Annotated in this window: 28 protein-coding genes and 1 tRNA gene; 14 read left to right on the forward strand and 15 right to left on the reverse strand. The window is 35.3% G+C overall.

What is annotated here, in order from left to right:
* Position 1: 1 nt before the first annotated feature.
* Genes SOI85_RS03685 through SOI85_RS03695 form a run of 3 tightly spaced genes read right to left on the reverse strand, consistent with a single transcriptional unit; the run spans position 2 to position 5,957 of the window.
* The gene (locus tag SOI85_RS03685; protein ID WP_320664882.1) at positions 2 to 184 is read right to left on the reverse strand and encodes a hypothetical protein; all 183 of its coding nucleotides are present in this window, start codon (positions 182 to 184) and stop codon (positions 2 to 4) included.
* Positions 181 to 2,235, reverse strand: a complete 2,055-nt coding sequence (locus tag SOI85_RS03690; RefSeq protein WP_320664883.1) for a tetratricopeptide repeat protein — start codon at positions 2,233 to 2,235, stop codon at positions 181 to 183. Before SOI85_RS03690 ends, SOI85_RS03685 begins: the two co-directional genes overlap by 4 nt.
* Positions 2,232 to 5,957: a tetratricopeptide repeat protein gene (locus SOI85_RS03695; protein ID WP_320664884.1), complete on the reverse strand. Its 3,726-nt coding sequence runs from the start codon at positions 5,955 to 5,957 to the stop codon at positions 2,232 to 2,234. The genes SOI85_RS03690 and SOI85_RS03695 overlap by 4 nt, the downstream gene beginning before the upstream one ends.
* Before the next feature lie 279 nt (positions 5,958 to 6,236).
* Between SOI85_RS03695 and SOI85_RS03700 the strand changes: the two genes are divergently transcribed.
* Positions 6,237 to 6,818 carry a recombinase family protein gene (locus SOI85_RS03700; protein ID WP_320664885.1) on the forward strand — a complete coding sequence of 194 codons (582 nt, stop codon included), beginning with the start codon at positions 6,237 to 6,239 and terminating at the stop codon, positions 6,816 to 6,818.
* A complete protein-coding gene (locus SOI85_RS03705; protein ID WP_320664886.1) occupies positions 6,815 to 6,988 on the forward strand; it encodes a hypothetical protein in 174 nt (57 codons plus the stop codon). The genes SOI85_RS03700 and SOI85_RS03705 overlap by 4 nt, the downstream gene beginning before the upstream one ends.
* A gap of 270 nt (positions 6,989 to 7,258) precedes the next feature.
* Here SOI85_RS03705 and SOI85_RS03710 read toward each other — a convergent pair whose 3' ends face one another.
* The 5 genes from SOI85_RS03710 to SOI85_RS03730 all read right to left on the reverse strand — a co-directional run bounded on the left by SOI85_RS03710 (position 7,259) and on the right by SOI85_RS03730 (position 10,409).
* Positions 7,259 to 7,417, reverse strand: coding sequence for a hypothetical protein (locus tag SOI85_RS03710; RefSeq protein WP_320664887.1), 159 nt, complete (start codon positions 7,415 to 7,417; stop codon positions 7,259 to 7,261).
* On the reverse strand, positions 7,414 to 7,746 hold the full coding sequence (locus tag SOI85_RS03715) for a hypothetical protein (protein ID WP_320664888.1): 333 nt from the start codon (positions 7,744 to 7,746) through the stop codon (positions 7,414 to 7,416). The genes SOI85_RS03710 and SOI85_RS03715 overlap by 4 nt, the downstream gene beginning before the upstream one ends.
* Positions 7,743 to 8,018: a hypothetical protein gene (locus tag SOI85_RS03720; RefSeq protein ID WP_320664889.1), complete on the reverse strand. Its 276-nt coding sequence runs from the start codon at positions 8,016 to 8,018 to the stop codon at positions 7,743 to 7,745. The genes SOI85_RS03715 and SOI85_RS03720 overlap by 4 nt, the downstream gene beginning before the upstream one ends.
* Positions 8,019 to 9,225: 1,207 nt before the next feature.
* Positions 9,226 to 9,310, reverse strand: a tRNA-Ser gene (locus tag SOI85_RS03725).
* A 70-nt stretch (positions 9,311 to 9,380) separates the two neighbouring features.
* Complete coding sequence (locus tag SOI85_RS03730) at positions 9,381 to 10,409, reverse strand: extracellular solute-binding protein (protein ID WP_320664890.1); 1,029 nt, start codon at positions 10,407 to 10,409, stop codon at positions 9,381 to 9,383.
* A 146-nt stretch (positions 10,410 to 10,555) separates the two neighbouring features.
* Here SOI85_RS03730 and SOI85_RS03735 point away from each other — a divergent pair, with 146 nt between their 5' ends.
* Both SOI85_RS03735 and SOI85_RS03740 read left to right on the forward strand, forming a co-directional pair.
* Positions 10,556 to 11,221: a Fe2+-dependent dioxygenase gene (locus SOI85_RS03735; RefSeq protein ID WP_320664891.1), complete on the forward strand. Its 666-nt coding sequence runs from the start codon at positions 10,556 to 10,558 to the stop codon at positions 11,219 to 11,221.
* A 93-nt stretch (positions 11,222 to 11,314) separates the two neighbouring features.
* A complete protein-coding gene (locus SOI85_RS03740) occupies positions 11,315 to 11,560 on the forward strand; it encodes a hypothetical protein (protein WP_320664892.1) in 246 nt (81 codons plus the stop codon).
* Between the two features lie 88 nt (positions 11,561 to 11,648).
* Here SOI85_RS03740 and SOI85_RS03745 read toward each other — a convergent pair whose 3' ends face one another.
* Together SOI85_RS03745 and glyQ are read right to left on the reverse strand one after the other, a co-directional pair.
* Complete coding sequence (locus SOI85_RS03745) at positions 11,649 to 13,163, reverse strand: iron uptake porin (RefSeq protein ID WP_320664893.1); 1,515 nt, start codon at positions 13,161 to 13,163, stop codon at positions 11,649 to 11,651.
* Between the two features lie 193 nt (positions 13,164 to 13,356).
* Entirely contained in the window at positions 13,357 to 14,232 is an 876-nt protein-coding gene (gene glyQ / locus SOI85_RS03750; protein WP_320664894.1) for a glycine--tRNA ligase subunit alpha, read from the reverse strand.
* A gap of 818 nt (positions 14,233 to 15,050) precedes the next feature.
* Here glyQ and SOI85_RS03755 point away from each other — a divergent pair.
* Entirely contained in the window at positions 15,051 to 15,200 is a 150-nt protein-coding gene (locus tag SOI85_RS03755; RefSeq protein ID WP_320664895.1) for a hypothetical protein, read from the forward strand.
* 636 nt (positions 15,201 to 15,836) lie between these two features.
* On the opposite strand, the gene SOI85_RS03760 is transcribed toward SOI85_RS03755, so the two are convergent.
* Entirely contained in the window at positions 15,837 to 16,433 is a 597-nt protein-coding gene (locus tag SOI85_RS03760) for a hypothetical protein (protein WP_320664896.1), read from the reverse strand.
* 104 nt (positions 16,434 to 16,537) lie between these two features.
* Positions 16,538 to 16,843 carry a cytochrome b559 subunit beta, long form gene (psbF, locus tag SOI85_RS03765; RefSeq protein WP_320664897.1) on the reverse strand — a complete coding sequence of 102 codons (306 nt, stop codon included), beginning with the start codon at positions 16,841 to 16,843 and terminating at the stop codon, positions 16,538 to 16,540.
* Positions 16,844 to 17,020: 177 nt separating this feature from the next.
* Here psbF and SOI85_RS03770 point away from each other — a divergent pair, with 177 nt between their 5' ends.
* The 3 genes from SOI85_RS03770 (at position 17,021) to SOI85_RS03780 (ending at position 18,660) form a co-directional block, all read left to right on the forward strand.
* Positions 17,021 to 17,422 carry a hypothetical protein gene (locus SOI85_RS03770; RefSeq protein WP_320664898.1) on the forward strand — a complete coding sequence of 134 codons (402 nt, stop codon included), beginning with the start codon at positions 17,021 to 17,023 and terminating at the stop codon, positions 17,420 to 17,422.
* A gap of 324 nt (positions 17,423 to 17,746) precedes the next feature.
* Positions 17,747 to 18,268, forward strand: a complete 522-nt coding sequence (gene fldA / locus SOI85_RS03775) for a flavodoxin FldA (RefSeq protein WP_320664899.1) — start codon at positions 17,747 to 17,749, stop codon at positions 18,266 to 18,268.
* Positions 18,269 to 18,420: 152 nt separating this feature from the next.
* Positions 18,421 to 18,660 carry a CopG family transcriptional regulator gene (locus tag SOI85_RS03780; RefSeq protein ID WP_320664900.1) on the forward strand — a complete coding sequence of 80 codons (240 nt, stop codon included), beginning with the start codon at positions 18,421 to 18,423 and terminating at the stop codon, positions 18,658 to 18,660.
* A 56-nt stretch (positions 18,661 to 18,716) separates the two neighbouring features.
* On the opposite strand, the gene SOI85_RS03785 is transcribed toward SOI85_RS03780, so the two are convergent.
* The 3 genes from SOI85_RS03785 to SOI85_RS03795 are packed head-to-tail and all read right to left on the reverse strand — an operon-like array spanning position 18,717 to position 22,618.
* A complete protein-coding gene (locus tag SOI85_RS03785) occupies positions 18,717 to 20,549 on the reverse strand; it encodes a glycosyltransferase family 39 protein (RefSeq protein ID WP_320664901.1) in 1,833 nt (610 codons plus the stop codon).
* A complete protein-coding gene (locus tag SOI85_RS03790) occupies positions 20,550 to 21,659 on the reverse strand; it encodes a glycosyltransferase family 4 protein (protein ID WP_320664902.1) in 1,110 nt (369 codons plus the stop codon).
* The gene (locus SOI85_RS03795; protein WP_320664903.1) at positions 21,659 to 22,618 is read right to left on the reverse strand and encodes a DMT family transporter; all 960 of its coding nucleotides are present in this window, start codon (positions 22,616 to 22,618) and stop codon (positions 21,659 to 21,661) included. Before SOI85_RS03795 ends, SOI85_RS03790 begins: the two co-directional genes overlap by 1 nt.
* Before the next feature lie 53 nt (positions 22,619 to 22,671).
* Here SOI85_RS03795 and sppA point away from each other — a divergent pair, with 53 nt between their 5' ends.
* The 6 genes from sppA (at position 22,672) to SOI85_RS03825 (ending at position 25,576) form a co-directional block, all read left to right on the forward strand.
* Positions 22,672 to 23,481 carry a signal peptide peptidase SppA gene (gene sppA / locus SOI85_RS03800; RefSeq protein ID WP_320664904.1) on the forward strand — a complete coding sequence of 270 codons (810 nt, stop codon included), beginning with the start codon at positions 22,672 to 22,674 and terminating at the stop codon, positions 23,479 to 23,481.
* A 3-nt stretch (positions 23,482 to 23,484) separates the two neighbouring features.
* Positions 23,485 to 23,859 (forward strand): chorismate mutase, encoded by a 375-nt coding sequence (gene aroH, locus SOI85_RS03805; RefSeq protein WP_320664905.1) that lies wholly within the window; start codon positions 23,485 to 23,487, stop codon positions 23,857 to 23,859.
* A gap of 100 nt (positions 23,860 to 23,959) precedes the next feature.
* Positions 23,960 to 24,544, forward strand: coding sequence for a DUF2808 domain-containing protein (locus SOI85_RS03810; RefSeq protein ID WP_320664906.1), 585 nt, complete (start codon positions 23,960 to 23,962; stop codon positions 24,542 to 24,544).
* A 55-nt stretch (positions 24,545 to 24,599) separates the two neighbouring features.
* Entirely contained in the window at positions 24,600 to 24,737 is a 138-nt protein-coding gene (rpmH, locus tag SOI85_RS03815; RefSeq protein ID WP_320664907.1) for a 50S ribosomal protein L34, read from the forward strand.
* 39 nt (positions 24,738 to 24,776) lie between these two features.
* A complete protein-coding gene (rnpA, locus tag SOI85_RS03820) occupies positions 24,777 to 25,172 on the forward strand; it encodes a ribonuclease P protein component (protein WP_320664908.1) in 396 nt (131 codons plus the stop codon).
* On the forward strand, positions 25,169 to 25,576 hold the full coding sequence (locus SOI85_RS03825) for a PH domain-containing protein (RefSeq protein WP_320664909.1): 408 nt from the start codon (positions 25,169 to 25,171) through the stop codon (positions 25,574 to 25,576). Before rnpA ends, SOI85_RS03825 begins: the two co-directional genes overlap by 4 nt.
* Positions 25,577 to 25,644 lie beyond the last annotated feature (68 nt).

Genomic DNA, 25,644 nt, shown 5'->3' on the forward strand with positions numbered 1-25,644 from the left:
ACTATCCGCTCACGTATTTAAGGATTGAAAGAACAGTGATCGTAATTACTCCATAGGTCCATATGGTCCCACTGTTATCTGATAGTTGTTCCATCCATTGGGGTAGACCTTTGTTCTCGATAATCAAGATGTAGACGAATCCAAGAATTAATAGTGGAACAATCAGCGCTAGAAAAGGATTCATTCGCAATGCTCCTTTAATAATTCTGCTGCCTCTTCATTACCTAATTCTGCTGCTTTCTTCCAGTCTTCACAGGCACCTTTTAGATCATCAATGTTGTATTTGCTAATCCCACGGTCAAAATATGCCCTGACGTAATTAGGATCCAGATTAAGTATTTTCGAGCAATCCTCAATTACTCCTTGATAATCTTTTAGTTGCTTCCTAACAATAATCCTATTTGTATAACCATCTAAATAATTAGGGTTGATGCTAGTTGCTTTATTGAAGTCATCAATTGCTCCTTTTAAATCCCCCGCTTCTCCTCTAGTTGTGCCACGGTCGCCATATATGGTTTCATCATTAGGTTCAAATTCAAGTGCTTTAGTGAAATCTTCAATCGCACTTTTGAAATCCTTAGCATGATCACGATTAAATTCACCTCTGAGAAGATATAGTTCAAGTTCATTAGGGTTAATAGTTATTGCTTGATCAAAATCATTTAGTGCTCCTTTTTCATCTCCAATTGATTGCTTTGTAAGAGCACGAACTTTATATGTCATTATATTAGTTGGATCAAGTTCTAGTGATTTATTAAAGTCAGCAATAGCATTATTATGGTTGCCTATTTTCTCCCATGATCTTCCTCTCATAAAATATGAATCCTCATCAACTGAATTAACATCTATTGCTTGAGTAAAGTAAGAAATTGCCTTCTTGTATAATTCTAAATTCCAAAAAAGAAGACCTATATTATAATAATTATCACATTGATTCTCATCTATCTCTAAGGACTTCTGGTAATCTTCTATTGATCCTTTAATATCATTTTTTTTCTGCTTTAAAACTGCCCTAGCATTATAAAAAACAGGTTCTAATGGTTTGATTTCTATAGATTTATTATAGTCAGATAATGCTCTATCATATAAACCTAACTCCTCCAAACAAATAGCACGATAATAGTAAAGGTTTTGATTCTTCTGTATAATTTTAATTGCTTCATTATAATGCTCTAAAGCACTTTGATGGTCTCCAGATTCCCTGCTCTTAGTCGCAAGATTTTCATAGTCCTTCCAACTCAAATCTGGTAATTCTTGGGAATTTTCCTTTAATAATGCAGTCGCATCTTCATCCCCTAGTTCAGATGCTTTCTGCCAATCTTCTTTGGCACCCTCTAAGTCATTCAAATATTTCCTAGAATAACCTCTATTAAAATAAGCAAGTGAATTTTGTGGTTCGATATTTATTACCTTATTAAAGTCATCAAATGATCCTTGATAATCTTCCAGATTTCCTTTTAGTAAACCTCTATTAATATAAGGACTCGTGAAATTTTCATCTATTTCTATTGCCCTATTATAGTCAGATAATGCTCCTGCATCATCTCCTAACTTAGACTTAATTTCACCACGAAAAAAATACCATTTGGCATTATCGTTCTTAATATCTATTGCAACAGATAAATCATTTATTACTCCTTCATAGTCTCCAAGGTCATATTTAGATTTAGAACGATTAAGCAGAATTAAAGTGTCATTTGGATCGATTTCCAGTGCCTTCGTATAGAAATCAATTGCTTCCCTCTTGTCTCCTTTTTTACTCGTTGCAATTCCAAGACTATTTAAGATGTATTGATTCTTAGGATCAAAAACTAATGCTTTGTGGTAGTCCTGAATTGCACCATCTAAGTCTCCATCTTGTTCTTTCTTTTTACCTCTATCGTAAATAGGATTTGGAGTAACGACAGGATGAAAAAGTCCTTTTAATTCTTCCAGAGGGTCGTTTAATGAACTCATCTTCTTATTAGAATCTCCGACTGATTTTTCTTTTACCTCCTTAATCCACTTCGCTGCTTCTTCATCTCCTAAATCTGCTGCCTTTTGCCAATCAGCAAGTGCACCTTCTTTATCACCTAATTCTTCCTTTGCACATCCACGATTCGCATATGCCTCTGCATAGTTGGGATTAAGTTCAATCGCTTTGTTGTAGTCCTTTATTGCACCTTTCGAGTCTTTTTGATCGTCCTTATCGCATCCACGATCTAGATACTCAGCAGCAGTTAGAAGTTCTGTCATTCGCAATGTTCCTTTAATTTTTCAGCAGCATCTTCATTGCCTAGTTCTGCTGCTTTCTTCCAGTCTTCACAGGCACCTTTAAGGTCACCAAATGATTGCTTAGTATTGCCGCGTAATAGATAACCCCCTTCATACTCTGGTTTAATTTCTATTGCTTTGTTCATATCAGATAGCGCCTCTTCTCTATAACCTAGTTGCTGCTTTGAAAGACCTCGGAAACAATAGGCACGGGCGTCCTGAGGGTCAATTTCTAATGCCTTATCTAAATCAGCAATTGCTCCTTGATCATCTCCTAAGGTGTACTTAGATTGTCCACGCCAGTAATATGCTTCTGAATACTGAGGATCAATTTCTATTAAATTTGTAAAAGATTCAATAACTCCTTCATTATCTCCAAGTTGATAAAAAGCGATTCCAAGTTTGTTATGAATATCTGCGTCATTTGAATTTAATTCTACTGCTTTTTTCCAATCATTAATTGCTCCTTGAATATCTTTTATATGGTTCTTTGATATCCCTCTAAAGTAATAACTATTCCACTCTTCATAACCCATCCCCAATGATTGTGTAAAATCACTAATTGAATCTTCAAATCGTCCAATTTGCCCTTTTGCTAAACCTCTCCAATAATAATGACTTCCTTCTTCAGGTTTGATATCTATTGACTTTGAATAATCATCTATCGCTTCTTGATAACAACCACTTTGAAACTTTGCGTATCCTCTATTTGCATAAAGCAGAGCATCATTAGGGTCAGTTTCTATTGCAGTATCAAAATCCTTAATCGCCTCTTCATAATTTTCTAAATTATATGAGTTTACTGAACCACGACTATTAAGAGCATATTTATTTGAAGGGTTTATTTCTATTGCCAATGCATACTCTTCTATTGCTCCTTCGATATCTCCAGATTCTTCTTTTGCTCTACCAATTTTCCATACATGATTATCTTCTTTAATATATTCTGCTGCCTCAAATTGAGTAACGAAACCAATCTGCTCTTCTAAGGTTAAATCTTTTGGATCTTCTTTTTCTTCTAGTGGACCTTCCCTACATATATAAGCATCAACCCAATCAGAACAGGCACCTTGAAAATCACCTAGTTCGTTTCTTGAATTGCCACGAAGAACATATGAACTGCAATCTTTTCTATTAACACTAATTGCTTTTGTATAATCTTCAATTGCTCCTTGATGATCATTTAATTCTGATTTCTTATAAGCAATTAACTTATGAATTTTCAAAGAATAATCGTCCTCATCTTTAAGCGACTTTGCTATTAACAAATCCTTAAAAAAATCATCTATATTATTATCTCTTGCATGCAATAATCCCCTATTGAAATAAAAAACCGGATCATCATTACTGTTCTCAATACATATATTTAAGTCACTTATAGAACCTTTCAAATCACCTATATCGGACCGGCAAATTGCTCTCTTGTAATAAGCATCATATTGATTTGAATTCAGATCTATCGCCTTATTATAATCTTCGATTGCACCTTTTATGTCAGGAATATCAAAACTATTTTTTGTTATACCTCTAGAAAAATAAGCATTTGGTGAATCAGGATTTAATTCAATTGCCTTAGTAAAATTCTGAATTGCGCTTACATATTGACCCAATTCAAACATTATTTTTCCTCGCCAATAATAAGTAGTCGATTCCTTAAAATCTTCTTTCTCATCCTTCAGTTTAATTATCATATCTATTGCCTTATCTATTTCAGATGCACTTGCTTCACCCCATGAGTCTTTTAAATATATTTCTTTAGCATCATTAAATTCTTTTACTGAACCTTTGTAGTCCCCTAAAGCAAATCTAAAAGTTCCTAGGTCGTGTTTTAACCTTGCTTGAAAACTACTATTGTCTTCCATATGATTTGCCGTCATATCAATTGCCTCTTGATGATTGCCTAACAGTGACTTACATCTAATAACATCGAATGGAATGTCAAAGTCTTCATCTTTTTCGTAATCAGCAATTGCGCCTTCATAATCACCCAACATCTCTTTTAATTGCCCTCTCTTTTCATAAGGTTTTTCACAAAACAAATCAGGGTCAATTTCTATTGTTTTATCAAAGTCCGCAAGTGCATCTTTATAGTCTCCTAAGCGTTGTTTAATGATTGCTCGATTGAAATATGCTTTTGCACAGTTAGGGAAAAGACCTAATACTTTATTGCAATGTTCAACTCCTTTTATATATTCTCCATTATCACAAAAATCATTTGCTAAATCAGCAAAATAATTATCATGATTTTCTATTTTATTTTTTGCTGATTCAACTTGATACTTATCAAACTCGTTTCCAGTCTTATTATATTTTTTTAAGTATAAAGTAGATTCTTGTTCCCAATCAGAAAAAGCACCTTCCAGATCATCTATTTGTTTTCTTGTCTCAGCACGAAGACCGAATAGGTCTGGATCTTCTTGATCTAAATCTATTGCTTTATCAAAGTCTTTGATTGCTCCTTTATTACTACCTAACCTTCTTATCATCAATGCTCTTTCTCTATAAGCAAGTGATCCATCCTCAGGTTTATATTTTGAATCAAGTTGTATTGACTTCGTAAAATCTCTAAGTGCACTTAATGGATCTGTAAACCTATTTTTGTCCGCCCTTGCATAGTAATCAGCGGCAGTTTTCAGATCATTTCCTAATAATATATTATCTTGCGTGCTTGTATCTACAACGTTCTTCAAGTTTTCTGCCAGTAATTTATCGGCATCTTTATTACCCAGTTTTGATGCTTCCTGCCAGTCATCACAAGCACCATTGAGATCACCAGATTCTTTTTTTGCCTTCCCTCTATTTAAGTATGCTTCAGCATATTCTTCATCATCTAGTTCATCTTTTTTTAGAACTCTGCTGAAGTTTATAATTGCTTCTTGATAGTTTTTTAATTCATATTGAATTAACCCTCTCCTGCTATATGCACGACCAATGGATGGATCAATACGTATTGCTCTACTTAATTCATCCAATGCTCCTTGTGTATCTCCCAGTTGGTATTGGATATCAGCAATACTGAGTCTCAAACCATTGTGCTCAGGGTGCAGACCAAGATGTCTACGATAACTTCTTATTGCACCTTTTTTATCTTCTGTGAACCATTGTAGTCGTGCAAGGGAGACGTATACATTATTTTCTGCACAATCATCAGGATCAAGTTCAAGAGATTTTTTATAGTCACTAATTGCACCTTGGTGATCACCTAAAGAATTCTTTGAATCTGCCCTGCATTGATATGCGACCTCATCCTCAGGTCTAAGTTCTATTACTTTGCTCCAATCATTAATTTGTTCTTGATGGTCAACTTCTAAATTCGATTTAATTAATGCTCTGTATTGATAAAAGTCAGGATTCTTGGGGTCAATTGCTATTGCTTGGTTGTAATCATCTAATGCTTCTTTATAATTTTGTGCCATATATTTATCAAAACCACTTTTCGCAAATTCCTCCGCAGTAGATTTTTCTTGCATTTCTGAACCAATTGTTTTCTCATTCAGATCAATTATATTTCGATCAGAATTTTTATCTTTAGGGACATTGTCTGAAGTTATCCTTTCTCGCTTTATAGGTCCATAATCTCTGTAATCAACTTTTGATGAACGAGAGTCAATTCTCGACGAATGAGAACTATTTCCCTGAGTGCCTACCTTGATTAAATACCATATAAACCAAATGATAAAAACTAAGGCGATAAATTCTCCCATGCTTTTTTCTCTTAGGACTCATTGCAACTGATTTACTCATTTTAGTTAAGTCATTTTTTTCTACCAAGACTCAATTTTTACAAGTAACACTTCAGAATGCAGTTCAGGGTTATTGCCACACTTTATAGCGTACTAAAAACTGGAGGGTATATATCACATCATTGATAGCATTTAAAACTAATTGAAAATCCTCAAATTTGCTTCTATCTTTGTATCAATAAGGGTGTTTACTTCATTTAAGGGTTAGAATACTATTAACAGTGATGGTTTCTAGCACAAATGAATAAAATCATCGGTTACTCAAGAGTTTCTACTGGAGGACAGACCACAGATACCCAAGTTGCTGCTCTTAAAGAGGCAGGATGTGAGGTTGTCTTTGAGGAAACCGTAAGCAGTAGAAAAGCAGAGAAAGATAGACCTCAACTTCAGGCAGCACTCACAGCACTTAGATCTGGAGATGAATTAGTCATAACCAAATTGGACAGGTTGGGAAGGTCTCAGGTTGAGGTTGTTAATCGACTTCACGAATTACAGGCACAAGGAATCAATGTTCGGACTTTGGATGGTCTTGTTAATACAGCAGGTCTAGGTCAATTCGCACCAATCCTTATTGGACTCTTGTCTGGTCTTGCTGAGGTTGAAAGATCCCTAATTCAAGAACGCACAAGAGAAAGCGTTGAGTTCAGAAGAAAGACAGGAGGAAATCTTGGAGGAAGACCTAAGACAGCACCTAAGAAAGAAAAGTTGGTATTGCGTCTAAGAGAAGAAGGTGAATCACTCAGGGGTATTAGAGAGCAAACAGGATTAGCAGTTGCAACTATCAGAAAAATCCTTGAGAGGAATAAAGAGGTGGCAGCATGACAAAGGTAATGATCGAATGGTTAGATCACCAAAATCGTTGGAGACATTATTCGAGTAGTCATCACGAACCCACTGCATATAAAACTGCACAGACTCGTGCAGAGAGGACTGGGAAGAGACACAGGATCACTTCTGAAGAAGGGTCTCTGATCGATGTATTTGAACCTTGATTAGACATGTTCAAATTCATTCTTCTTGGACTTCTTTTCTTCAGTCCCTCAGTTGCATCTGCTCATATGTTGACCATTGAGGAGTACTGCGAAGACGTGACTCATAAGAATGTCGATCACACGAATATCTGTTATCGGATCGTTTGGAATTATTGGAAAGAGTTCCACCAACACACACATGAAAAACCCCACCTGTGAAGAAGGTGGGGCATGTGAGTAGTGAGTTTTCTCCTTAATCAAAGTGATTGTTCAACACCTTGAAGTTCCAATTCAAAACCCCTGCATAGGAGTCCAACCAATTCGAACTTTATTGAGTGTTCCTTCCTCACTTTTCCTCCAAAGAATCTCCTCGATTTCTTTTTGGAAAAGTTTGACTTCACTCGAGTCGTTGTATTCAACGATTAGTTGAAACTCAGCAAAGTCACTCATATGTTTTCATCCTCCAGTAGTCCTCTCTCTTCATCCACCCCTTCTAAAGATCCCCAAACATATTCATAGGTTGAACCCCAATGAATGCATTTAGTTTTGAGAATTCTTTTATAGGGAATAATCGAAGAAATTGCATCTATAAATTCTTCAGTACCTGGATATTCATCAAACCAAAGTCTAACCTCGATCACCTGATTCTCTTCTTTAAAGGAGGGGGAAGGTAATTCACATAAAACGTGAAACTCTGGTTTAGAAGCAGCACTTTTCAAAATATCTGGATATCCATTATCCAAATAAAGGTCTGAATCAAATTCTGCACAGTAAGTCATTTGTTTCCCTCTTGAGTTGTTGGATAGAGTTCGTTCATGACAATCCAAAAGGAATCTGTGATGAATCTGACGTGTTTAGTTTCATAAGGAGTAAGTAGTTCAAAGAACACTCTTATCAATTCACTTTTAACCTTCACTTCCTCTAATTTCTTCTCACGATATTTTTGAATAAAGTTATAAGGAGATTGATGTTCGTATGTACGAATCCTAATTGGTTTTGGTCTGAGTTTAGGTACAGGTTTAATCTGTACTTGTTGAGTGGTTGTAGTCATAATAAAAAGTATGGTATACAGTTTCCTGTCTCTTTGAAAGAGGAGTTTAGTGACAGTCAGGCATTGTCAAAAAGAGTAATTAACTAATTAATTTTCTTTACTTATATCGCAGATTGAAATTGTTCGATTCATTCCGTTTCGATGAATATAGTATAGCACAGCAGAACAGGATATGGCGCGTATCTTTAGGATTTCTTTAGTATTAGATCCCTTTTATATCAAAGGATCTAAAGCAGTATTTCTATTTAATTAGTATTAATATCTAATATACATTAATTGTTAATTGTAATCAACCTATAGGAGTAATTTTTATCCTGGAAAATATTTTGATATGGATTATTTCTCTCTTTCGATTTTGGTTCGTTGTAGGTTATGCAATTAATCAATTTAAATACACTTAACCATTCACATATCTGCGATTAATGTTGTCTATAAAGAACACCTGTATCTCTTTTGGATTGAAAGGGCGTTTATCTCTTCTCATCACTTCCTTGAGTTGTTCTAGTTGAACCTTGTTCAGTTTGAGGTTGATATTCATTTGGATGGAAACAGCAGTTGGTGACGTTCTGATCGGAGAGTCTTATACATCTGACTTTTATTCCATCCGTAATGCCGCATTAGTGCCAACTCCTCTCTCTTTGTTCTCTCTTCTTCCCACTCGTGATAGGAGATCGTGGTCTTCCTTCTGGTTCCTTTAGTCCACTTGGGTTGTGTATTGGTCTTCATGGGTTTACTTACTTTGTAGGGGCGTCAAGAGGTCTCTGGCGATCCTTTCTTGAGAGGATGCAGTCTGAGATACATCACTCAACTACATTTCTAAATGTATTTATAATCATTTTTCTCCCCTAAAGTTACTCTAAAGCACCTCTAAGTAATCCTTCAAAGGTTCTAATGGGGTTCCGAAAACCGACAGAGTTATTTATACAGTTACGTACAAATTATGGTCACTAGTTAATAATTATTTACAAAGAGTTTTGCTCTTCAGTTTAACTTAGCAATCAAGTCTTTAGGCACCTGTTATAGGAAATGATTACCCAAGTAAAACCCGAACACATTTGCAAAAAACCCGAACACAACCCGAACACAAATATTCCGAAGTTGAACTATCCTGAATGCTTCGGGATAGTTCTTGTCTCTAAAACGTCTGTCATAGACCCATCTCGGGTCACTATAACTACTCAGGAGTAATCCTGATCAGTTAAAAATACGGAGAGGGTGGGATTCGAACCCACGAACAGTTTCCTGTTAAACGATTTCGAGTCGTTCGCTTTCGACCACTCAGCCACCTCTCCTTAGCCTTAGCCTTAGCTAAGAGTAATTATTATTAATTGAAATTTCAAAAATATATTTTTTTCCTGAAGCTTAATCCCAAGAAGCCTCTGCCATAAGCTTTATAGCTTTCTTATTATTTTCACCTAATTGATTAATCGTTACTTTATCTGGGATCACAGCTCCAAACCTTTTAACTTCCTTAGAGTCATTGAACCCAATTAAGGGATGTTCATAAGTAGGAAAAGCTAAACCTTTACTACCTTTAGGTGAAGCTAAAAATTCCAGTAGTTTAATAGCTTCTTCTTTATTCTCAGCATATTTAGCAATACCTCCAGCACTTACATTTACATGAGCTGGGTTAGGGGTAATTACTTTAACTCTGCTCGCTAATCTTCTATCTTTAAGACCATTAACTCCACCAAGCATTCTTGCTACATAATAATGATTCACTATTCCTATTCCACATTTATTTTGTGCAACTGCTCTAATTACTCCAATATCACCAGGGAAATAAGGTTGAGAAACGTTTGAGATCATACCTTTTAACCATTTTTTCGTCTCTTCTTCACCTCTTATAACCAGTTGATTAGCAACTAAAGATTGATTATATGGACTATTCCGCTTTCTCAAGCAAACTTTTCCTTGCAAAGATGGATCAGCAAGATCCGAATAATCTTTTATTTTTGAAATATCAACTGACTTAGGGTTTGCAACCATAACTCTTACTCTTCTCGTTAGCGCATACCACTTGCCATTAGGGTCTTTATATTGACTAGGAACAGCTTTGTCTAACTTGGCAGAACGATAGCTCTGCAATAAGCCTTCCTTCGCAGCATTGCTGATTCGAGCAGCATCGACAAGCAAGATAACATCAGCTTTCGAGTTAGCGCCTTCTCTCTTCAATCTTTCTACAAGTGATATACCAGTTGCTTCAATTAATCGAACTTTAATACCTGTATCAGCTGCAAATTTTTTATATATTTGTCGGTCTGTATTGTAATGCCGACCAGAATAAACTCGAACTTCGCTAGCAATAGACCTGCTAGAAAAAATTAGTCCTGAACCCATAGCAAAAGAAGTTGCAATAACTGAAGAGGCAAAACGTTGAAATAAAGGCATTCTTAATCAAGCAAAATCAAGTCAATATATAGATTATCTAGCAAAAAAAGAAGTAGAAAAAAGTTGGTACTTTTATACGTGGACTAGTATCAATTGTTTAGGATAAGTAGATAGGATGATTAATTGATGACAGATTTTCTAAAACCATGGATTACTTAATCCATAAACTACTAGACAAAAAAACTGCGCAAAAAATAATTAGAGAGATTCTAAGTAATCAATCGGACTGGAAAGACGGGAAGAGAACGGCTGGATCATTTGCCTCAAAAGTAAAAAACAATTTACAACTTGATCGGAATTCTGAATTATCTATAAATGCAAGCGATGAAATAACATCACATATGCTTAAAGATCCGCTTATAAAAAGTTTTTCTCTGGCAAAAATTATCCATGGGTTGATGTTTAGCAAAGCAGGATTAGGTCAGGGGTATGGAACACACATTGACAATCCATATATGAGCTCTGGAAGAAGCGACCTTTCATTCACTCTTTTCTTAAGTGAGAAGAATAATTATGAAGGAGGTGAACTTTGCATTCAAACCATGCAAGGAAGCAATAGTTTTAAATTAGATATGGGAGAAATAATTATTTATCCTAGTACAAGCCTTCATTCAGTAGAGAAAGTCTCAAGTGGCCAGAGAATTGTTTGCGTAGGTTGGATTGAAAGTTACGTTTCTAGCAATGAAGAAAGAAGTTTTTTATTTGGACTTGAGGCTGGAGCAAAGGGGTTACTTGCAAAATATGGACAGTCACCAGAGTTAGACTTGATATTTCAATCATATGGGAACCTTTTAAGAAGGATGGGGGACTAAAATATCATTTGATACATTGACTAGTCATTTTTTTTGAAGGGTTCAGAAAAATGCCTATTTGATATATAAGATTGGATTAATGATTTTTAAAAAATGGGAAAAAAGTCACCCGTTGCAATATTCATGGCAGCAACTGCATTACTTGCAACAAGCAGCCTAAATGCAAATATCAGTCACTCAGCCCCAAAAGATAAAGATATTGGTGGCTTAAAGGAATGGACAACAGATCAATCTATTGAAGATGAAAGTAAATTAGATGAAGCAGCCAAAAAAGCAAAGAAAAAAGCAAAGAAAAGAAATCTTTGCATACCAGTAGGAGAAGGAGAAAATTGCTGGTAGATAAAGGTTTTTATTTTATTTAAAATATAAAAATTAAAAAAAAAAGCGCTCACTTTGTGAGCGCTTTTCCTTTTTAATTAGGTAGTTGTTAGAACTTTAAAGTTGTCAAAACTACATAACCATTTGCATCGTCGTTAGTTCCAGTGTTTGGATCTGAACTTCCGAAGAAAGCAGGAGTAACTGACACATTGTCATTAACTTGGAATGTGTAGTAAGCCTCCCATGTGCTGTTGTCCTTAGCACCCTCTGATTGAGCAGTTGCTGTCTCATCAAGAGTCGCATGGTAAGTGTTAGCGGTCATTCTTGAACCGATAGCAAAACCAGCTTTGTTACCTTCAGAACCTACGTCATCCCACATTAGGCCGATCATCCAGCCGTCAGCTTCCTTAACGTTGACGTCGTTGTTGTCGATAGTAGTTGTGTCATACCCAATCTGAATAGCTGGGATAGCACCTACTTCTTCAGGCTTCCAGTAAGCTCTTAAACCGTAAGCTGTTTCATGAGCATGAGTAGCTCTTTCTGCAGCTTGATTTGTTGCGAAGTAAGTATCTGTCCAACCACCACTCTTATAAGCAGTAGCTAGAGATACCTGCCATCTTGGAGAACCATACTCAAACTTGACAAGAGTTCCTCTCTTACCTGTTTCACCAAATATTCCGCTGTCAACAGCTGCAGACTCACCACTCTGTTGAGTATAAGCAAGAGATACAGCGAAGCGTGCAGCAGATGGATCATCCTTTTGCTGAGTCCAGGCAACACCTAAACCAGGGTTAGTGCTTGAACCGTAAACAGGACCATTACCACCAAGTGCGAATTGCTTCATCACTGGCTTATAAATAGATGGAGAGCTAGCTAGCATGTAGTAGTTCTCAACCTTTGGACCAATCCAAACTTTGAACTGTTCAGCAACTGGGAATGAATACCATAGCTTGTCTACCTTTAAGTAGTCATAAGCGGTAGCACTGCTACCACCTGCCTCGGCAGAACCTGCACCATGAGCAGATAGGTATGTAGCAGATGTTCTGGTGCCGAAATGACCTTGAACGTTACCAGTCTTGATGCGAACATAAAGATTGTCTCTACCAGAGAAGCTGGAGTTCAAGTTCATCTGATAGCTGTACTCCATAGTTGTGGAGTCAGATGTATCAGCATCACTATCAACCTGACCAACGATGATGTTGGCCTTACCGTCTAGCTTTGTTGTATTAGAGAATTGACCGGCTTCGAATTCGCCAACGCGAGCTTCAAGACCATCAATTCTACCTTTGATTACAGCAAGCTCAGGAGCGAACTCATTGATAAGACGACGCTCTTCCTCGTTAACCTGAGCAACATTGCCAAGGCACTTGTTTAACAAAGAAGCAGCTTCGTAACGAGTGATGCTTCCAGAAGGATTAGCAACAGCACATCCGTGGCGCTCAGCCAAAGAAGTTAGAGCTTGATAAGCCCAATCTGTTGGATAAACATCAGAGAAGCTCTGAACTTCTGAACCAGAAGTGTAGTCAGAGATTCCATCAATGTTTAAATCAGCAGCGTTTGCTGCCAATGGTGCCATTAGGCCCAATGCAGCAGGAGCTACCAGCAATTGCTGGAAAAGTTTCATTTAATTCCTCACACAGAAATACCCAAAACTTGGGCTCGCACATTATAGATGCTAATCAAGCTAAACACCAGTAAAAACCAATTAATTACTTCCACCTATGCATCGAATGTAACAATTCTCACATTCGATGCATAGGTGGAAGTAATTTGGAATCCTATTAAAAACAACCTGGCAGAAAATAATTGTTTTCCTTTTAGTTTCTATCTTTTAAAAGAGGGAAGTTCAATTCCTGCCTTTTTGCAAGCCAACTTTCAGCTACTTCCTTAGCAAGACTCCTAATACGTGAAATAATGCTAGTTCTCTCTGTAACAGATATAACTCCTCTTGCTTCAAGCAAGTTGAACGTATGACTGCACTTTAAAACAAATTCTAAAGCCGGTGCAGCTAAGTTGTTTTGCATTAAAGATTTTGCCTCAGCTTCATATATTTCAAAGAGTTTTTTTAATTTTTGAGGGTCAGATACTTCGAAATTATATTTACATTGATCTTTCTCAAATGGAAGCCAAATATCTCCATAAGTCAAATTTTTATTCCAATTAAGGTCCCAAATACTTTCTACATTTTGAAGATACATCGCTAATCTTTCTATCCCATAAGTAATTTCAATGGAAACTGGGCGGCAATCAATGCCACCACATTGCTGGAAGTAAGTAAATTGAGTCACCTCCATGCCATCAAGCCAAACCTCCCAACCCACTCCCCATGCGCCTAAAGTTGGTGATTCCCAATTATCCTCAACAAATCTAATATCATGTTCTTTCTGGATAATTCCTATGGCTTCCAAGGAGGAAAGATAAGTTTCTTGTATTTCATCGGGAGAGGGCTTTATTAAAACTTGATATTGAAAATAATGTTGAGCTCGATTTGGATTGTCTCCATATCTACCGTCAGTAGGCCTTCTGCATGGTTCTGGGTAGGCAACTGACCATGGTTCTGGCCCTAATGCTCTAAGAACAGTATGTGGACTCATTGTTCCAGCCCCTTTTTCAGTATCAAATGGCTGCAAAATCAAGCACCCTTGTTCACTCCAAAATGAATTAAGGCTAGAGATTATGTCCTGAAAGTACATATGCCTATCCTCTCCAGTCGCAGCAAGTGTTCTTAGCAGTCATATTCATTGATAGGTTATTGATAGGCAGGAAACTGCATATTTCATTATCTCAAAAATTAGTGCTATCAACAGGGTGCATAGGTGAATCGAAACGACAATCTATTCATTCAACATTTAATCCTTTCGCCTTAGGAAAATAAAACTTAAAATCCAACAAAATATATTTATTCAACTTCTTACTACAAGAAGCTATAATTATATTCTTAATCAATGTAATCTAAGCTATATCTAACCATGAAAATTATTGTCATATGATTTAAATTTTAAAGGAGGAGCTATAGGAAATCACTTCGGATAGAAACAAGAAAATTAGATTTGAATCTTGTTAATTTAGCTATTCTTACTCCAAGAGTAAAAGCTCTATTTCTATAGACTTAATCTTTTCTTCATTATTTTTAATTAAATTAAGACTTGCTTTTTAAGTTTGACATATTGGATTAGTAATTACTATTTCATAGCTATTCATAGATGTAAATAGATATTGGATTCGAAAGACCTAGTACTAAAAGTACTTTTAAAACATGTAAGTAATTCGAATCCTCTACTATAATATTTACCAGATAAGGCATCTAAATTACCATTTAAATAGCTTAGAGTATTACTTTTGCCAAGTTCATAACGTACATAACCTCTATCTGTTAAATATCCTCCATCTATTGGCATATATATTATTGATCGAACAACATAACTCTATATGAAAATGCTCTGGTTTTTTTCGGAATAAAAAGTAGCTTTTTCTGATTAAGTAACTATATTTAGAAATATTAGAAAAAATCATGGTTATTTCTACGAATCTAGAGATTGAGTCACTTGGAAATGAAACCAAAGAAACCCTTGGCTTTAAAACTGAAGAAGAAATGGAACTCGCTCTTAAACCTCTAATGGAAAAATCTAATGTTTCATTAGAAAATGTATATGCTATATAATCTATTCTTAAATTCAATTCATCATTTTATTATATAAAAATAATCCAATTAGAATAAACAACCCTGATATCAAAATCAAGCTTATTAAAGAAATAATGTTCTGATTGAATAATAAGTATGTTGCTATAAAAAGTATTGAAGGTGCAAGTATTAAAGTTTTTGAAAATAAATCTTTATTCCATTTTGGAGATTCAGAAAAGTCATCTTCAGTTCTTAACTCTTTGAGACGCTCTTCTAAAGTCTTTTGATCAAAATTCTTCATCAATTGAATTCATATAAGGTATTAAACATAATGCAATAATTTTAGAACTAAATAAAGACTCTAGACCTCAATCAAAAGCATTTTTACAAATCTATCTTTCAGCTGTTTCTTAAAATGAACTCTACGGCCTTAACCGTTAAATATTGTTTTAAAGATATCAGTAAATTAGGTGGTCAATGTAAAAAGTAGTATATTACAAGTATAAATAATCACTAATAGAAATGTCTTCAGAGGAAATTCAATTAATTGGGAATTCTCTTGCAGCTCATCCTCCAATTATCATAGGGGCTCTATGCCTATTCATGTACATAAGAAGACGCTTTCTAGCTACTTAAAGCAGCTTTGCTTTTATTAAATAAATGACTAATTGCCTTTCAGCCAAAAGGATTAGTACCTTTTAAAGGACCTACAAATAAGAATTCCATGAAAGCTCCAGTTATGGCCATTGGGAATACCCAAATCGCCATAAATCTGAATCCAAAAAATCTCATTTTTTCATTTCCTTCAAAGACATTCTTAGTATTGGTATAAATAGTTTCATCACCTTTAATTAAATAAGTAGATTTGTTATTCTCATCTATTGGTTTAACAATCTCATTAGTTTTTCTAGAAGTAAATCTTCTTATTGTATTTATAGCAACTATTGGTAAAACCCATAGAGCAAAGTCTCTCTTGCTAATATTTTTTCTAAATCCTTCCTTGCTAGGAATGGCACTTTCAATTAGAGAGTAAATGTATTCTGGTTCATTCATTTCTTTAATATTAGTTGGATCTAACTCGCCTCCATTATCTAAGCTATCTTGATTTTCTAGTTCTTTATTTTCTGATGTTATAACTGCAACTGAGCTGTTTTCTTGATCATTATTCAAATCAGCTCTATTAGAAGAATCAAATCCTCCTTCATTTAAATCTATATTTTCATTATTACTTACTGAATCAGATGAATCAGTATTTAAGTTTGGATCTTCCATTAAGAAATACTATTCTATTAAAATTATAATGAATCAAACTCTCAATAATCAAAATTAGATTGAATTGTATAAGTTTATATAAAAACTCTTAATAAAAAGTTTACCTAAACTCCTATTACACCCCTACGGATGAACTGCATAGCAAATATTGCTCCTAGAAAAAATACAGTTGGTATTCCTAATGCGTTTACAGCCAGCGTCCTAACTGTAAAAACTGGATAGCCTCTTTCTGGCCTGCCTTGTGTAGCGACTATTGCAGTGTCTTCCCAAACTTGATAGTTCTCTAAAGTAGGAAAACCTGGAGCTACTTTGTTATCCCACTTTAATACTTCCCACTTCGTTAGCCAGAAGACTGTAAATACTAATGAAAAAATGATGGGTGTAAAAACAAGAATTAGTCTGAAGTCCATCAAAAACCAAAAATTTATGTACTAATCGTTGCATTGATAGAGCCAAAAAAGACGATTACATTAAACAGCATGACAATTCTGTAACTAATCTTATTCTGAGGCGTAGTAATTGAAGCTTTTCAGTGGACTATCAATTACATCTGTTAGGCTTAAAAAACTGCAGTTAGCAGGTTATTTATGGAATTCGGTTTCAAAGAAGTTCTTTTTGGGCTTGCTGGGGTCAGCATGATTGCATGGGCCGCAGTCATTGGTCTTTGGCACACTTATATGTTTCCAAGATTTTTCAGCGAAGACTCATCAAGGAATCAAAGCGTCTCAGATTCATCCATCGCTCCACTATCAATCGCCAATGCAAATGGATCTAATTTAGGAAAAGGCGAATTAAGGCCAAGCACCCAAACTATTGGTCTCCCTAGTAGAAATAAATATTCAAGGCAGTCAATTGTTTTAGCTGACTTCAGCCCTGTTGAGCCTGGATATGGAGTAAATAGATTGTATACAATTATTCTACTTGGCCTTGGAATTACCTCTTTTGTATTAATAACCTTTGGCCTTCAAAGTGGCTTTAACTTAATCTAGAATATCAAAAATCCTTTGTTTTTAATGTTTTATGAGGTATTTTATAAATACTTATAGTTTTATTTTGATTGGTAATATATAAATTTATATTTTTTTAAAATAATTAAAATTAATATAGGTAAAACTTTAAATCAAATAAATAATTAACTTTAAATGGCTTTAAAATGATGCTTAATTCGATTAAACCATTGGTTAGAAAGGAGCCATTGTGAATCAACAAAAAAATGAGACCTATAGTTGTATAAAAAAAAATAGCCTAAAGAAGATAATCTCGGTCTAATTGATCAAATTTGGACTAATATATATCTGATTTTCAACCATACAATGACAGTAGGAATCTACTTTGCTACAACAACAGGCAAAACTGAGGATATAGCTGAAAGGCTTCACGGCTTACTTGACTCAGCAGATGCTCCAAAGGATATTTCTGACGTTGATGACCTAAGTGAATTTGGTGGTCACGATGGAATTATTTGCGGAATTCCTACCTGGAACACCGGTGCTGATTCAGAAAGATCTGGCACTGCCTGGGATTCAATTCTTGAAGATATTGGAGAATTAGATCTTGGAGGAAAAAAAGTTGCGATTTTTGGACTAGGTGACTCCTCTACTTACACAGAAAACTACTGTGATGCGATGGAAGAACTTCACAGGTACTTCAAGCAAGCTGGCGCCACAATGGTTGGATATGTCAGTAAAGGTGACTATACATTTGACGAGTCAAAAAGTGTCGTAGGAGAAGATTTCTGCGGCCTGCCTCTAGATGAGGACAGCGAATCAGACATGACTGATTCACGAATTGCTACTTGGGCAGAAAAGTTAAAGCAAGAAATCCCAGGACTTTAAAGGGACATAAAGCTATAAAGGGTATTTAACTTTTATAGCTTCTATCATTCTTGAAAAAATAGTTTCTCTCCTTTAACGCCTTAAGGGAGAGGAACTATTTCATATTTTCAGAAACCAAGACAATTGGACTAAAATGTCTTAAGGTTTTCTTTATGAACTCAAGACAGTCTTCTGGGGATGAGGTTTTATTCCCGGTAACCATTTCGATAAAAGCTGGAACAGCTAAGCTTTTATCGCAAATGGCTATGGATATGGGGATTAGCATCGACGATGTATTGAGCGTCTTAGCCGAAGATGCAGCTATTGACCTCGAAAATGATCTACCATATTTCCATAAAGATTCAATTCCAGATAAATGCAGTAAAGATGACTTACTAAAAGCCCTTGAATAATAAAAAATAAGAAGACAAACTATTAAAATTATTTTGTAGCGAACAACAAAACACTTCTAAAGTCTCTCAGGTCTTGGATTTTGCCAATCTGCATTAACTCCTTGATTCTGCAATTCTTTAGCACGAAGATCTAGATCTCTTCTATTTAATCTCCAAACTTTATATACACTAAACTCCCCAAGCAATTCTGGATTCAGGTCTTTCCAGTGATTATAATCACTCGTTTGCTTATCAATTACCATCAAAAATGTATTTTCATTACCACCTGGTTCTCTAGGAGATCCTTCCCAACTATCCCTTTTCTCAATAGATAATCTTTCAGAAAGATTAACTAATGCCACAACATCATTTGATTCATAAAGAACTACTTTATTAATATAAAAATGAATTGATGGCTTATTAATTCCAACCATTGCTACAGCTTCATAAGTTTTTTTGCTGGACTTTATCAACTCAGAAACTTGACGTAAAGGCAGTTGTCTCAAATAATCTCCGGTTTTCCACATTGGATTTATTATGTATAGTTGAAAAATAAATAATGGTATTTGTATTAAAAGTAATCTGCCATTTTTGAATCTTAATCCTATTAATATTGCAGCAATAGATGAGAAAAAGAGGAGATTAAAAGCCTTTTTCCCAATTGCAATATCAATCAAAGTCTCTCCTAAATTTGGCATTTCTGGGTCATTAATAAATTCCACCCAAATTGGCAGGAGTAAAAGAACTAAAGAAATAAAAATACAAATCGTACATGTCAATATCCAAAGTAGATTTTGAGACTTTGACTTGTTTTCTTTATTTATAGAGTAATGTGCTATTAATATTGAAGCTGCAGGGGTAGCTGGCAACCAATAACTAGGTAACTTAGTAGCGGCAAATGTGAATAATATAAAAACAGAGATAAGCCAACAAAAAGCAAAGTTGGTTAAAGATTCCTCTGGTATAGGAATGGATCTTTTATCTAATCTAATAATATTCTTTAATTCTTTATACAGGCTAAATAGTAAAAAGGAAGAGAAAGGTAATGAACCAATTACAAGAATTAAGCAAAAAAACCACCACGGTTGCTGATGACTATTTACAACAGAAGTAAATCTTTGAAAATTATGATAACCAAAAAAACTTTCTCCAAAAGATTTACCTTCTATTAATAGTTCTAGTAGGTACCAAGGAGAACTTAAAACCAAAGTTAGTAAAATTCCCTTGATAGGTTTTATTCGATTAATTAATCGTCCATAATCATTTTGAAATAATCCAAAGAAAAAAAGCACCATTCCAGTAAGAACTACTGCTACTGGTCCCTTAGCAAGAACTGCCAAAGATAAAAATATCCATGCTGACCACCAATTTTGATTACAGGGATTTGAATATCTTTTCCATTGCAAAAGCAAATTAATTCCAAGAGTGCTACAAAGAAGTGCATCGCTTACAGCAATTCGACTCCAAATTAAAACTAAAGGTGAAAGGGCAAAAGCAAGTGAACCTATAAGAGCAGTTCTACGCGGATAAAGATCAAATTTTAATGGATTTAGTATTAATATTTTGCCTATTGCAAGCATCATCAATAGTGAAGAGAATGCTGAGGGGAATCGAGCAGACCAAGTCCCAAGGGGATCCCATATATCTTGAAAAGGTAGTGCATAAATTATTCCCATCAACCAATAAATTAATGGGGGCTTATCAAAACGAGGCAAGCCATTAACTCTTGGTGTAAGCCAATCCCCAGTGATATGCATAGCCCTTCCCGCTGCTGCAAATAAAGGAGGAGTTTCATCAAATAAGCCTGTAGAACCTAACTCCCAAAAAAATAAAATAATTCCTATGAAAAGAATAAATAGTAATCCTCTTTTTCTTGATTTATTTTCCAAGTAAATTCTTTCTTCTTCCATTTAAGTAGATTGATAGTTATTTAAATCTTCAGACAAGCCTTCTAAAATCCACTTCTCTATTTTCTTTGCGAAAACCTCTTTTGATGCAGATTTTTCTACCCAAAGCCTACAATTTCTCCGATCAATTGAATTAACTTTAGATACTGAAAGTATCATTGAATCAATATCATCAGGTGGAACCAAAAAACCATTAAAACCTTGATCTATTAATTCGCCTGGTCCACCTCTATCATATGAAACCACTGGAACTCCGCAAGCCATAGCCTCAATAAGAACATTTCCATAGGCTTCTTTCCATTTAGGAGTATTTATTAATGCTCTACAAGTACCAATCTCTTTTTGCAAAGAATCAGTTGAAAGAAAACCTCTATAATTAATTATCTTTTTAGGGAATAATGAGTTAACTCTATCCGCATAATTTTTATCCTCCATTAATCCCCAAACTAAAAGTTTTTCACCAAGTGCTTCCGCTACTCGTACCGCATCTTCTAGACCTTTTTCTGGAGCAACTCGCCCAATCCAACCAAGAGGTCCTTCTGTTTTAGATTGAAATTTATATCGAGCTAAATCAAATCCATTACCCACAATGGTTGGATGATCTTCTAGTTCGTAATCTGAAGCTTGACGACTAGAATGAAAAGCCAATCTATGTAAATGAGTTTTTGATAAGTCTTTAATAATATTTTTCATTACATCAGATTCGTTACTCATACTTATTAAATGAAAAATCTTTAGATCTACAAAGCGCGTAATCCACAAAGGAAGCCAATCATATCCAAAATTCAAGATAGCATCTGAATTGTGAGCTATTTCAAAAGTTTTTTCCCACAATTTCGGCAAAACACCACCTAAGGGGATCTCAATTGGTCCTTCTTTTTGTTGATGTTGCCAACTTAATTGATCTCTGCCTATCACATATTTAATTTCGACACCCAAGCAATCTGATGGTAAATAAGATTTTTCAGGTGCTACTAAAGTTACTTTATGGCCTAAGGAAATAAGTCCTCTTATCAATGAGATTAATGTAAGTTCAACTCCTCCTCCTTTGCCACTCCCTATGTAGCCTATTGGAGTACTAACTAAAACTATATTTAAAGACTTTGAGTTCATTAAGTAATACCTTCTTCTAAAGATTTATCCAAAGAAGCTTGTTTTCCCCAAAAACGATTTCTCTGGCTTACTAAAAGAACTGAAATAAATATCATCACGACACCTACCCATTGTAAAAGTTCAAGCCTTTCTCCTAGCCAAATCCCTCCTGTAAAAAGAGCAAATACAGGTGTTAAGAAAGCTAAAGTACTAAAACTAGTAAGCTCTAATTGATTCGCAAACCAGAAAAACAAACCATACGCAAGAGCACTACCAAATAAACTTGCGTAAAGCATCAATAGCCAGTCGAAAGAAGTCCAATCAGGCCAAATAGACCCAACAGTATTAAAAGAATGCCAAGCAATTATTGGCAAACTTCCTAAAGCCATATGCCAACCAGTAACAGCAACTGGATCACTTTCTTTACATGCAAACCTAATTAGAACTGTTCCTAAAGCCATAGCCAATGCCGCAGCAAGCATCCAAAGCTCTCCATGACTCAATAAAATTCCATCCGAAACAGCATTACCTAGCAACAACCAATGATTAAGAAAATTTGCAGGCACTCCTAAGCAAATAATCCCAGCCAAGCCAAGAATTAACCCTATCCATCCAATAGGGTTAATTAAATCACCAAAAATTGCCCTCGCCAAAAGAGCGACCATTAATGGCTGAGAATCAATTAAAACCGATCCAAGGCCAGCACCAGTTTGAGAAAGTCCTTTAGCTAAAAAAATCTGAAATAGACTTGCATCAACGAGAGTAAAAACTAAAAACCAAAACAAATCTCCTTTAGAAATAATTATTTTTCTTTTTAAAATTACAGCGGCAAAAATCACCAATAGACCTGCAGGCAGAAGTCTGAGAAAAGCTACTATTTCTGGGCCTCCGGAATTTACCAATGGGGCCATTGCGGCCATAGAAGTGCCCCATAATGCAAATGGGAGGACCATCAAAAACCAGCGCCAAATTACAAACATGAGGTCATATGGCAAACTCCTTTTTAAGATCAAAATAAATTTGCATAAGTTGAATGATCTGGCCTTTTAGAAGAAAATCAAAAAGAAGGATGGCACGGATCATCATTGAAGGAGCCATCAATGGTGCAACACGTAAGCTAGTCCTTAAAGCTATTAAGCAGGTCGAGGAAAGAGAGTTCCCTGCACTATTGCTTAGAATAGATAGTCCTGGGGGCACTGTTGGGGATAGCCAGGAAATTCACAAGGCTCTGCTAAGGCTTAGAGAAAAAGGCTGTCGAGTGGTAGCAAGTTTTGGGAATATATCAGCTTCTGGAGGCGTTTACGTGGGAGTTGGAGCAGAGAAAATAGTTGCCAATCCTGGAACCATTACTGGCTCAATCGGTGTAATTCTAAGAGGTAATAATCTGTCAAAGTTGCTTGAAAGAATAGGTATCCGCTTTGAAACAATAAAAAGTGGCACTTATAAAGATATTCTCTCGCCAGATCGTCCACTAACAGAAGAAGAAAGGGGATTACTTCAATCCCTAATTGATAGCAGCTATGAACAATTTGTTAATGCAGTCGCCGAAGGTAGAAACCTAAAGCCGGAAGAAGTGAAAAAATTTGCAGATGGAAGAGTTTTCACTGGAAGTCAGGCTAAGGATCTTGGATTAGTTGATGAGATTGGCGATGAAGATCACGCAAGGATTGTCGCTGCCAATCTGGCTGAAATAGACGACAAAATTGAACCTATTACACTTGGTAAACCTAAAAAGAAAATCCTTGGATTTCTTCCAGGAAGTAGTTTTTTATTCAATTTAGCTGAACTAATAAATATGGAACTGTCATCTAATGGACAAATACTTTGGCTTTTTAAGCCTTAACTTATGAACAATAGTGAAACCTTAGTTCTCCAAGCTTTAAGGGGAGCTATTACATGCAGCAAAAACTCAACTGAATCAATAGCAAATGCTGTCAATGAACTTATAGATGAATTAGTCGTCAGAAATAATCTCAAGCCCGAACAAATTGTGTCAATAACCTTTTCAGTAACTAGAGATCTTGATGCATGCTTTCCAGCTTCAATAGCTAGAAAACAACCTGGTTGGGAAAAAATCGCCTTACTAGATTGCCAACAAATGTATGTAAAAAGTGATCTTGAAAATTGTATAAGAATTCTTGCTCATACATGGCTACCATCTGAACAAACTCCAAAACATCCTTATCTAGGAAAAGCAACTACACTTCGTCCAGACAGATAAAAAGTAATCTAAAAATGAATTAACGCTATATGAACTTAATTTTCTTTAAGTCATAGGCTGCATACTAAACTTAATTCAAAACAACCAGAAAAATTTTAAAATGCTTTCCATTAAAAAAATTTTAAGAAGAAAGAATATATTAAAGGTTGGTATAGCAGCTGGTTTACTAGTTTCTTGTTTTTATTTTGAAGCAATAAATAAACAAGAAGCTGCTATTGCCTCAGGAATGGCCGAGTTCCGCTGGGGTGGGAATGATAATTATAAACCTCTCAAATTCCTACAAAGAGGAGATGAAAGATTAGAGCGTGCTACTTATTTTTTCTTTCTAAAAAAGAATCAAAGAAAAACTGCAATATTAAAACTATCCTTAAAGTTTCCAGAACATTTTAAGGCAAGAATAAAACCAAAAAATATTCGAGTTTGTCAGGTTAGAGTTGGAGGCTTTACTGAAAAATCAAAGTGTTTAAAAAACGTTCCTGCCACAATTGAAATTGACAAACAAATGAAAAATATAGATATATTTCCTGATACTCCAATTCCAGCGAATAATAAAGCTTATGCAGTAGTTCTAAAAATCTTCAATCCAAGAAAAAGTGGAATGTATCAAATAAATGCTTTCTCTCAATCTCCTGGCGAACTTCCTGTTTCACTATATTTAGGAAGCTACGTTATTACGATTAAGTGAACTGGTACATTACTCTTATTAACTAGAGTCAACCTAAAGAAGACGAGAACTAAAAATGACAAAAAGAACACTCGGTGGGACAAGCAGAAAAAGAAAAAGAGTTTCAGGATTCCGAGTAAGGATGAGGACTCACACTGGTAAAAGAGTTATTAGGTCTAGGCGTAAAAGAGGAAGGACTCGCATAGCAGTTTGACAGAGTATATATTCAAATAATTTCCTCAAAAGCTATTGAATGGTTCTAACGAAATCCCTAAGGCTTAGTGGCTATAAGTGTTTTGACTATTTGCATCAACAAGGTTTTAGGTTTCATGGAAAGTTAATGACACTTAGAACCGTTACTCCAAAACCAATTTTGCTAAAAAAGAAAAATCGCCAGTCCCAGTCCGCTCAAAGCAAATTTAAATGTGCAATTTCAATAAGTCATAAGGTAAGTAAGAAAGCCGTTACTAGAAATAAGCTAAGGAGACTTTTGCATGATCATTTAAGAAATAAAATTAGTAGAATCAAAAATCAACCTAATGCTTGGGCACTTATTACTCTTAAACCTAGTAGCGCTCCATACGAAAGTCATGAATTTTTGCTAAAAGAGTGCGACAGGCTACTTTCTAAAGCGGGATTGTTTCGATGAAGAATTCTTCAGAAAAGACTTTTTATGAAGGTGGGCCCTCTAAAGCTGATCTAATTATCAACCTTTTAGCGGGATTTACTTTAATAGGTCTTCCTTTTACTGTTGGAGCAATAGTAAGAGCTTTATGGCTTCGTTTTAAAATTACAAATAAAAGGATTTCTGTAACTGGAGGATGGCTAGGAAGAGATAAAACGCAACTTGTTTATAGTCAAATTGCAGAAGTCAGATCAATCCCAAGAGGTCTAGGGTCTTATGGGGACATGGTTTTAGTCCTTAAAGATGGAGCAAGACTAGAAATGAGGTCAATTCCAAATTTTCGTGAAACAGAGGCATTTATTATCGGAAATTTAAAACAACCAATTAGAAAAGCTGAAGAAGAAAATGCAAAAGGCTTCTCGGCCTAATAAAATCACCAAAGAAAATACAGCTTTGGTGATTTTGCTATTTCAAACTGGAATAACCACACCATCAA

It is taken from the genome of Prochlorococcus sp. MIT 1223 (assembly GCF_034092465.1).
Classification (GTDB): Bacteria; Cyanobacteriota; Cyanobacteriia; order PCC-6307; family Cyanobiaceae; genus AG-402-N21.

Coding starts and splice junctions, on each gene's coding strand:
- SOI85_RS03685 (WP_320664882.1), bottom strand. CDS start 184: ATGAATCCTTTTCTAGCGCTGATTGTTCCACTATTAATTCTTGGATTC.
- SOI85_RS03690 (WP_320664883.1), bottom strand. CDS start 2,235: ATGACAGAACTTCTAACTGCTGCTGAGTATCTAGATCGTGGATGCGAT.
- SOI85_RS03695 (WP_320664884.1), bottom strand. CDS start 5,957: ATGGGAGAATTTATCGCCTTAGTTTTTATCATTTGGTTTATATGGTAT.
- SOI85_RS03700 (WP_320664885.1), top strand. CDS start 6,237: ATGAATAAAATCATCGGTTACTCAAGAGTTTCTACTGGAGGACAGACC.
- SOI85_RS03705 (WP_320664886.1), top strand. CDS start 6,815: ATGACAAAGGTAATGATCGAATGGTTAGATCACCAAAATCGTTGGAGA.
- SOI85_RS03710 (WP_320664887.1), bottom strand. CDS start 7,417: ATGAGTGACTTTGCTGAGTTTCAACTAATCGTTGAATACAACGACTCG.
- SOI85_RS03715 (WP_320664888.1), bottom strand. CDS start 7,746: ATGACTTACTGTGCAGAATTTGATTCAGACCTTTATTTGGATAATGGA.
- SOI85_RS03720 (WP_320664889.1), bottom strand. CDS start 8,018: ATGACTACAACCACTCAACAAGTACAGATTAAACCTGTACCTAAACTC.
- SOI85_RS03730 (WP_320664890.1), bottom strand. CDS start 10,409: ATGCCTTTATTTCAACGTTTTGCCTCTTCAGTTATTGCAACTTCTTTT.
- SOI85_RS03735 (WP_320664891.1), top strand. CDS start 10,556: ATGGATTACTTAATCCATAAACTACTAGACAAAAAAACTGCGCAAAAA.
- SOI85_RS03740 (WP_320664892.1), top strand. CDS start 11,315: ATGGGAAAAAAGTCACCCGTTGCAATATTCATGGCAGCAACTGCATTA.
- SOI85_RS03745 (WP_320664893.1), bottom strand. CDS start 13,163: ATGAAACTTTTCCAGCAATTGCTGGTAGCTCCTGCTGCATTGGGCCTA.
- glyQ (WP_320664894.1), bottom strand. CDS start 14,232: ATGTACTTTCAGGACATAATCTCTAGCCTTAATTCATTTTGGAGTGAA.
- SOI85_RS03755 (WP_320664895.1), top strand. CDS start 15,051: ATGGTTATTTCTACGAATCTAGAGATTGAGTCACTTGGAAATGAAACC.
- SOI85_RS03760 (WP_320664896.1), bottom strand. CDS start 16,433: ATGGAAGATCCAAACTTAAATACTGATTCATCTGATTCAGTAAGTAAT.
- psbF (WP_320664897.1), bottom strand. CDS start 16,843: ATGGACTTCAGACTAATTCTTGTTTTTACACCCATCATTTTTTCATTA.
- SOI85_RS03770 (WP_320664898.1), top strand. CDS start 17,021: ATGGAATTCGGTTTCAAAGAAGTTCTTTTTGGGCTTGCTGGGGTCAGC.
- fldA (WP_320664899.1), top strand. CDS start 17,747: ATGACAGTAGGAATCTACTTTGCTACAACAACAGGCAAAACTGAGGAT.
- SOI85_RS03780 (WP_320664900.1), top strand. CDS start 18,421: ATGAACTCAAGACAGTCTTCTGGGGATGAGGTTTTATTCCCGGTAACC.
- SOI85_RS03785 (WP_320664901.1), bottom strand. CDS start 20,549: ATGGAAGAAGAAAGAATTTACTTGGAAAATAAATCAAGAAAAAGAGGA.
- SOI85_RS03790 (WP_320664902.1), bottom strand. CDS start 21,659: ATGAACTCAAAGTCTTTAAATATAGTTTTAGTTAGTACTCCAATAGGC.
- SOI85_RS03795 (WP_320664903.1), bottom strand. CDS start 22,618: ATGTTTGTAATTTGGCGCTGGTTTTTGATGGTCCTCCCATTTGCATTA.
- sppA (WP_320664904.1), top strand. CDS start 22,672: ATGATCTGGCCTTTTAGAAGAAAATCAAAAAGAAGGATGGCACGGATC.
- aroH (WP_320664905.1), top strand. CDS start 23,485: ATGAACAATAGTGAAACCTTAGTTCTCCAAGCTTTAAGGGGAGCTATT.
- SOI85_RS03810 (WP_320664906.1), top strand. CDS start 23,960: ATGCTTTCCATTAAAAAAATTTTAAGAAGAAAGAATATATTAAAGGTT.
- rpmH (WP_320664907.1), top strand. CDS start 24,600: ATGACAAAAAGAACACTCGGTGGGACAAGCAGAAAAAGAAAAAGAGTT.
- rnpA (WP_320664908.1), top strand. CDS start 24,777: ATGGTTCTAACGAAATCCCTAAGGCTTAGTGGCTATAAGTGTTTTGAC.
- SOI85_RS03825 (WP_320664909.1), top strand. CDS start 25,169: ATGAAGAATTCTTCAGAAAAGACTTTTTATGAAGGTGGGCCCTCTAAA.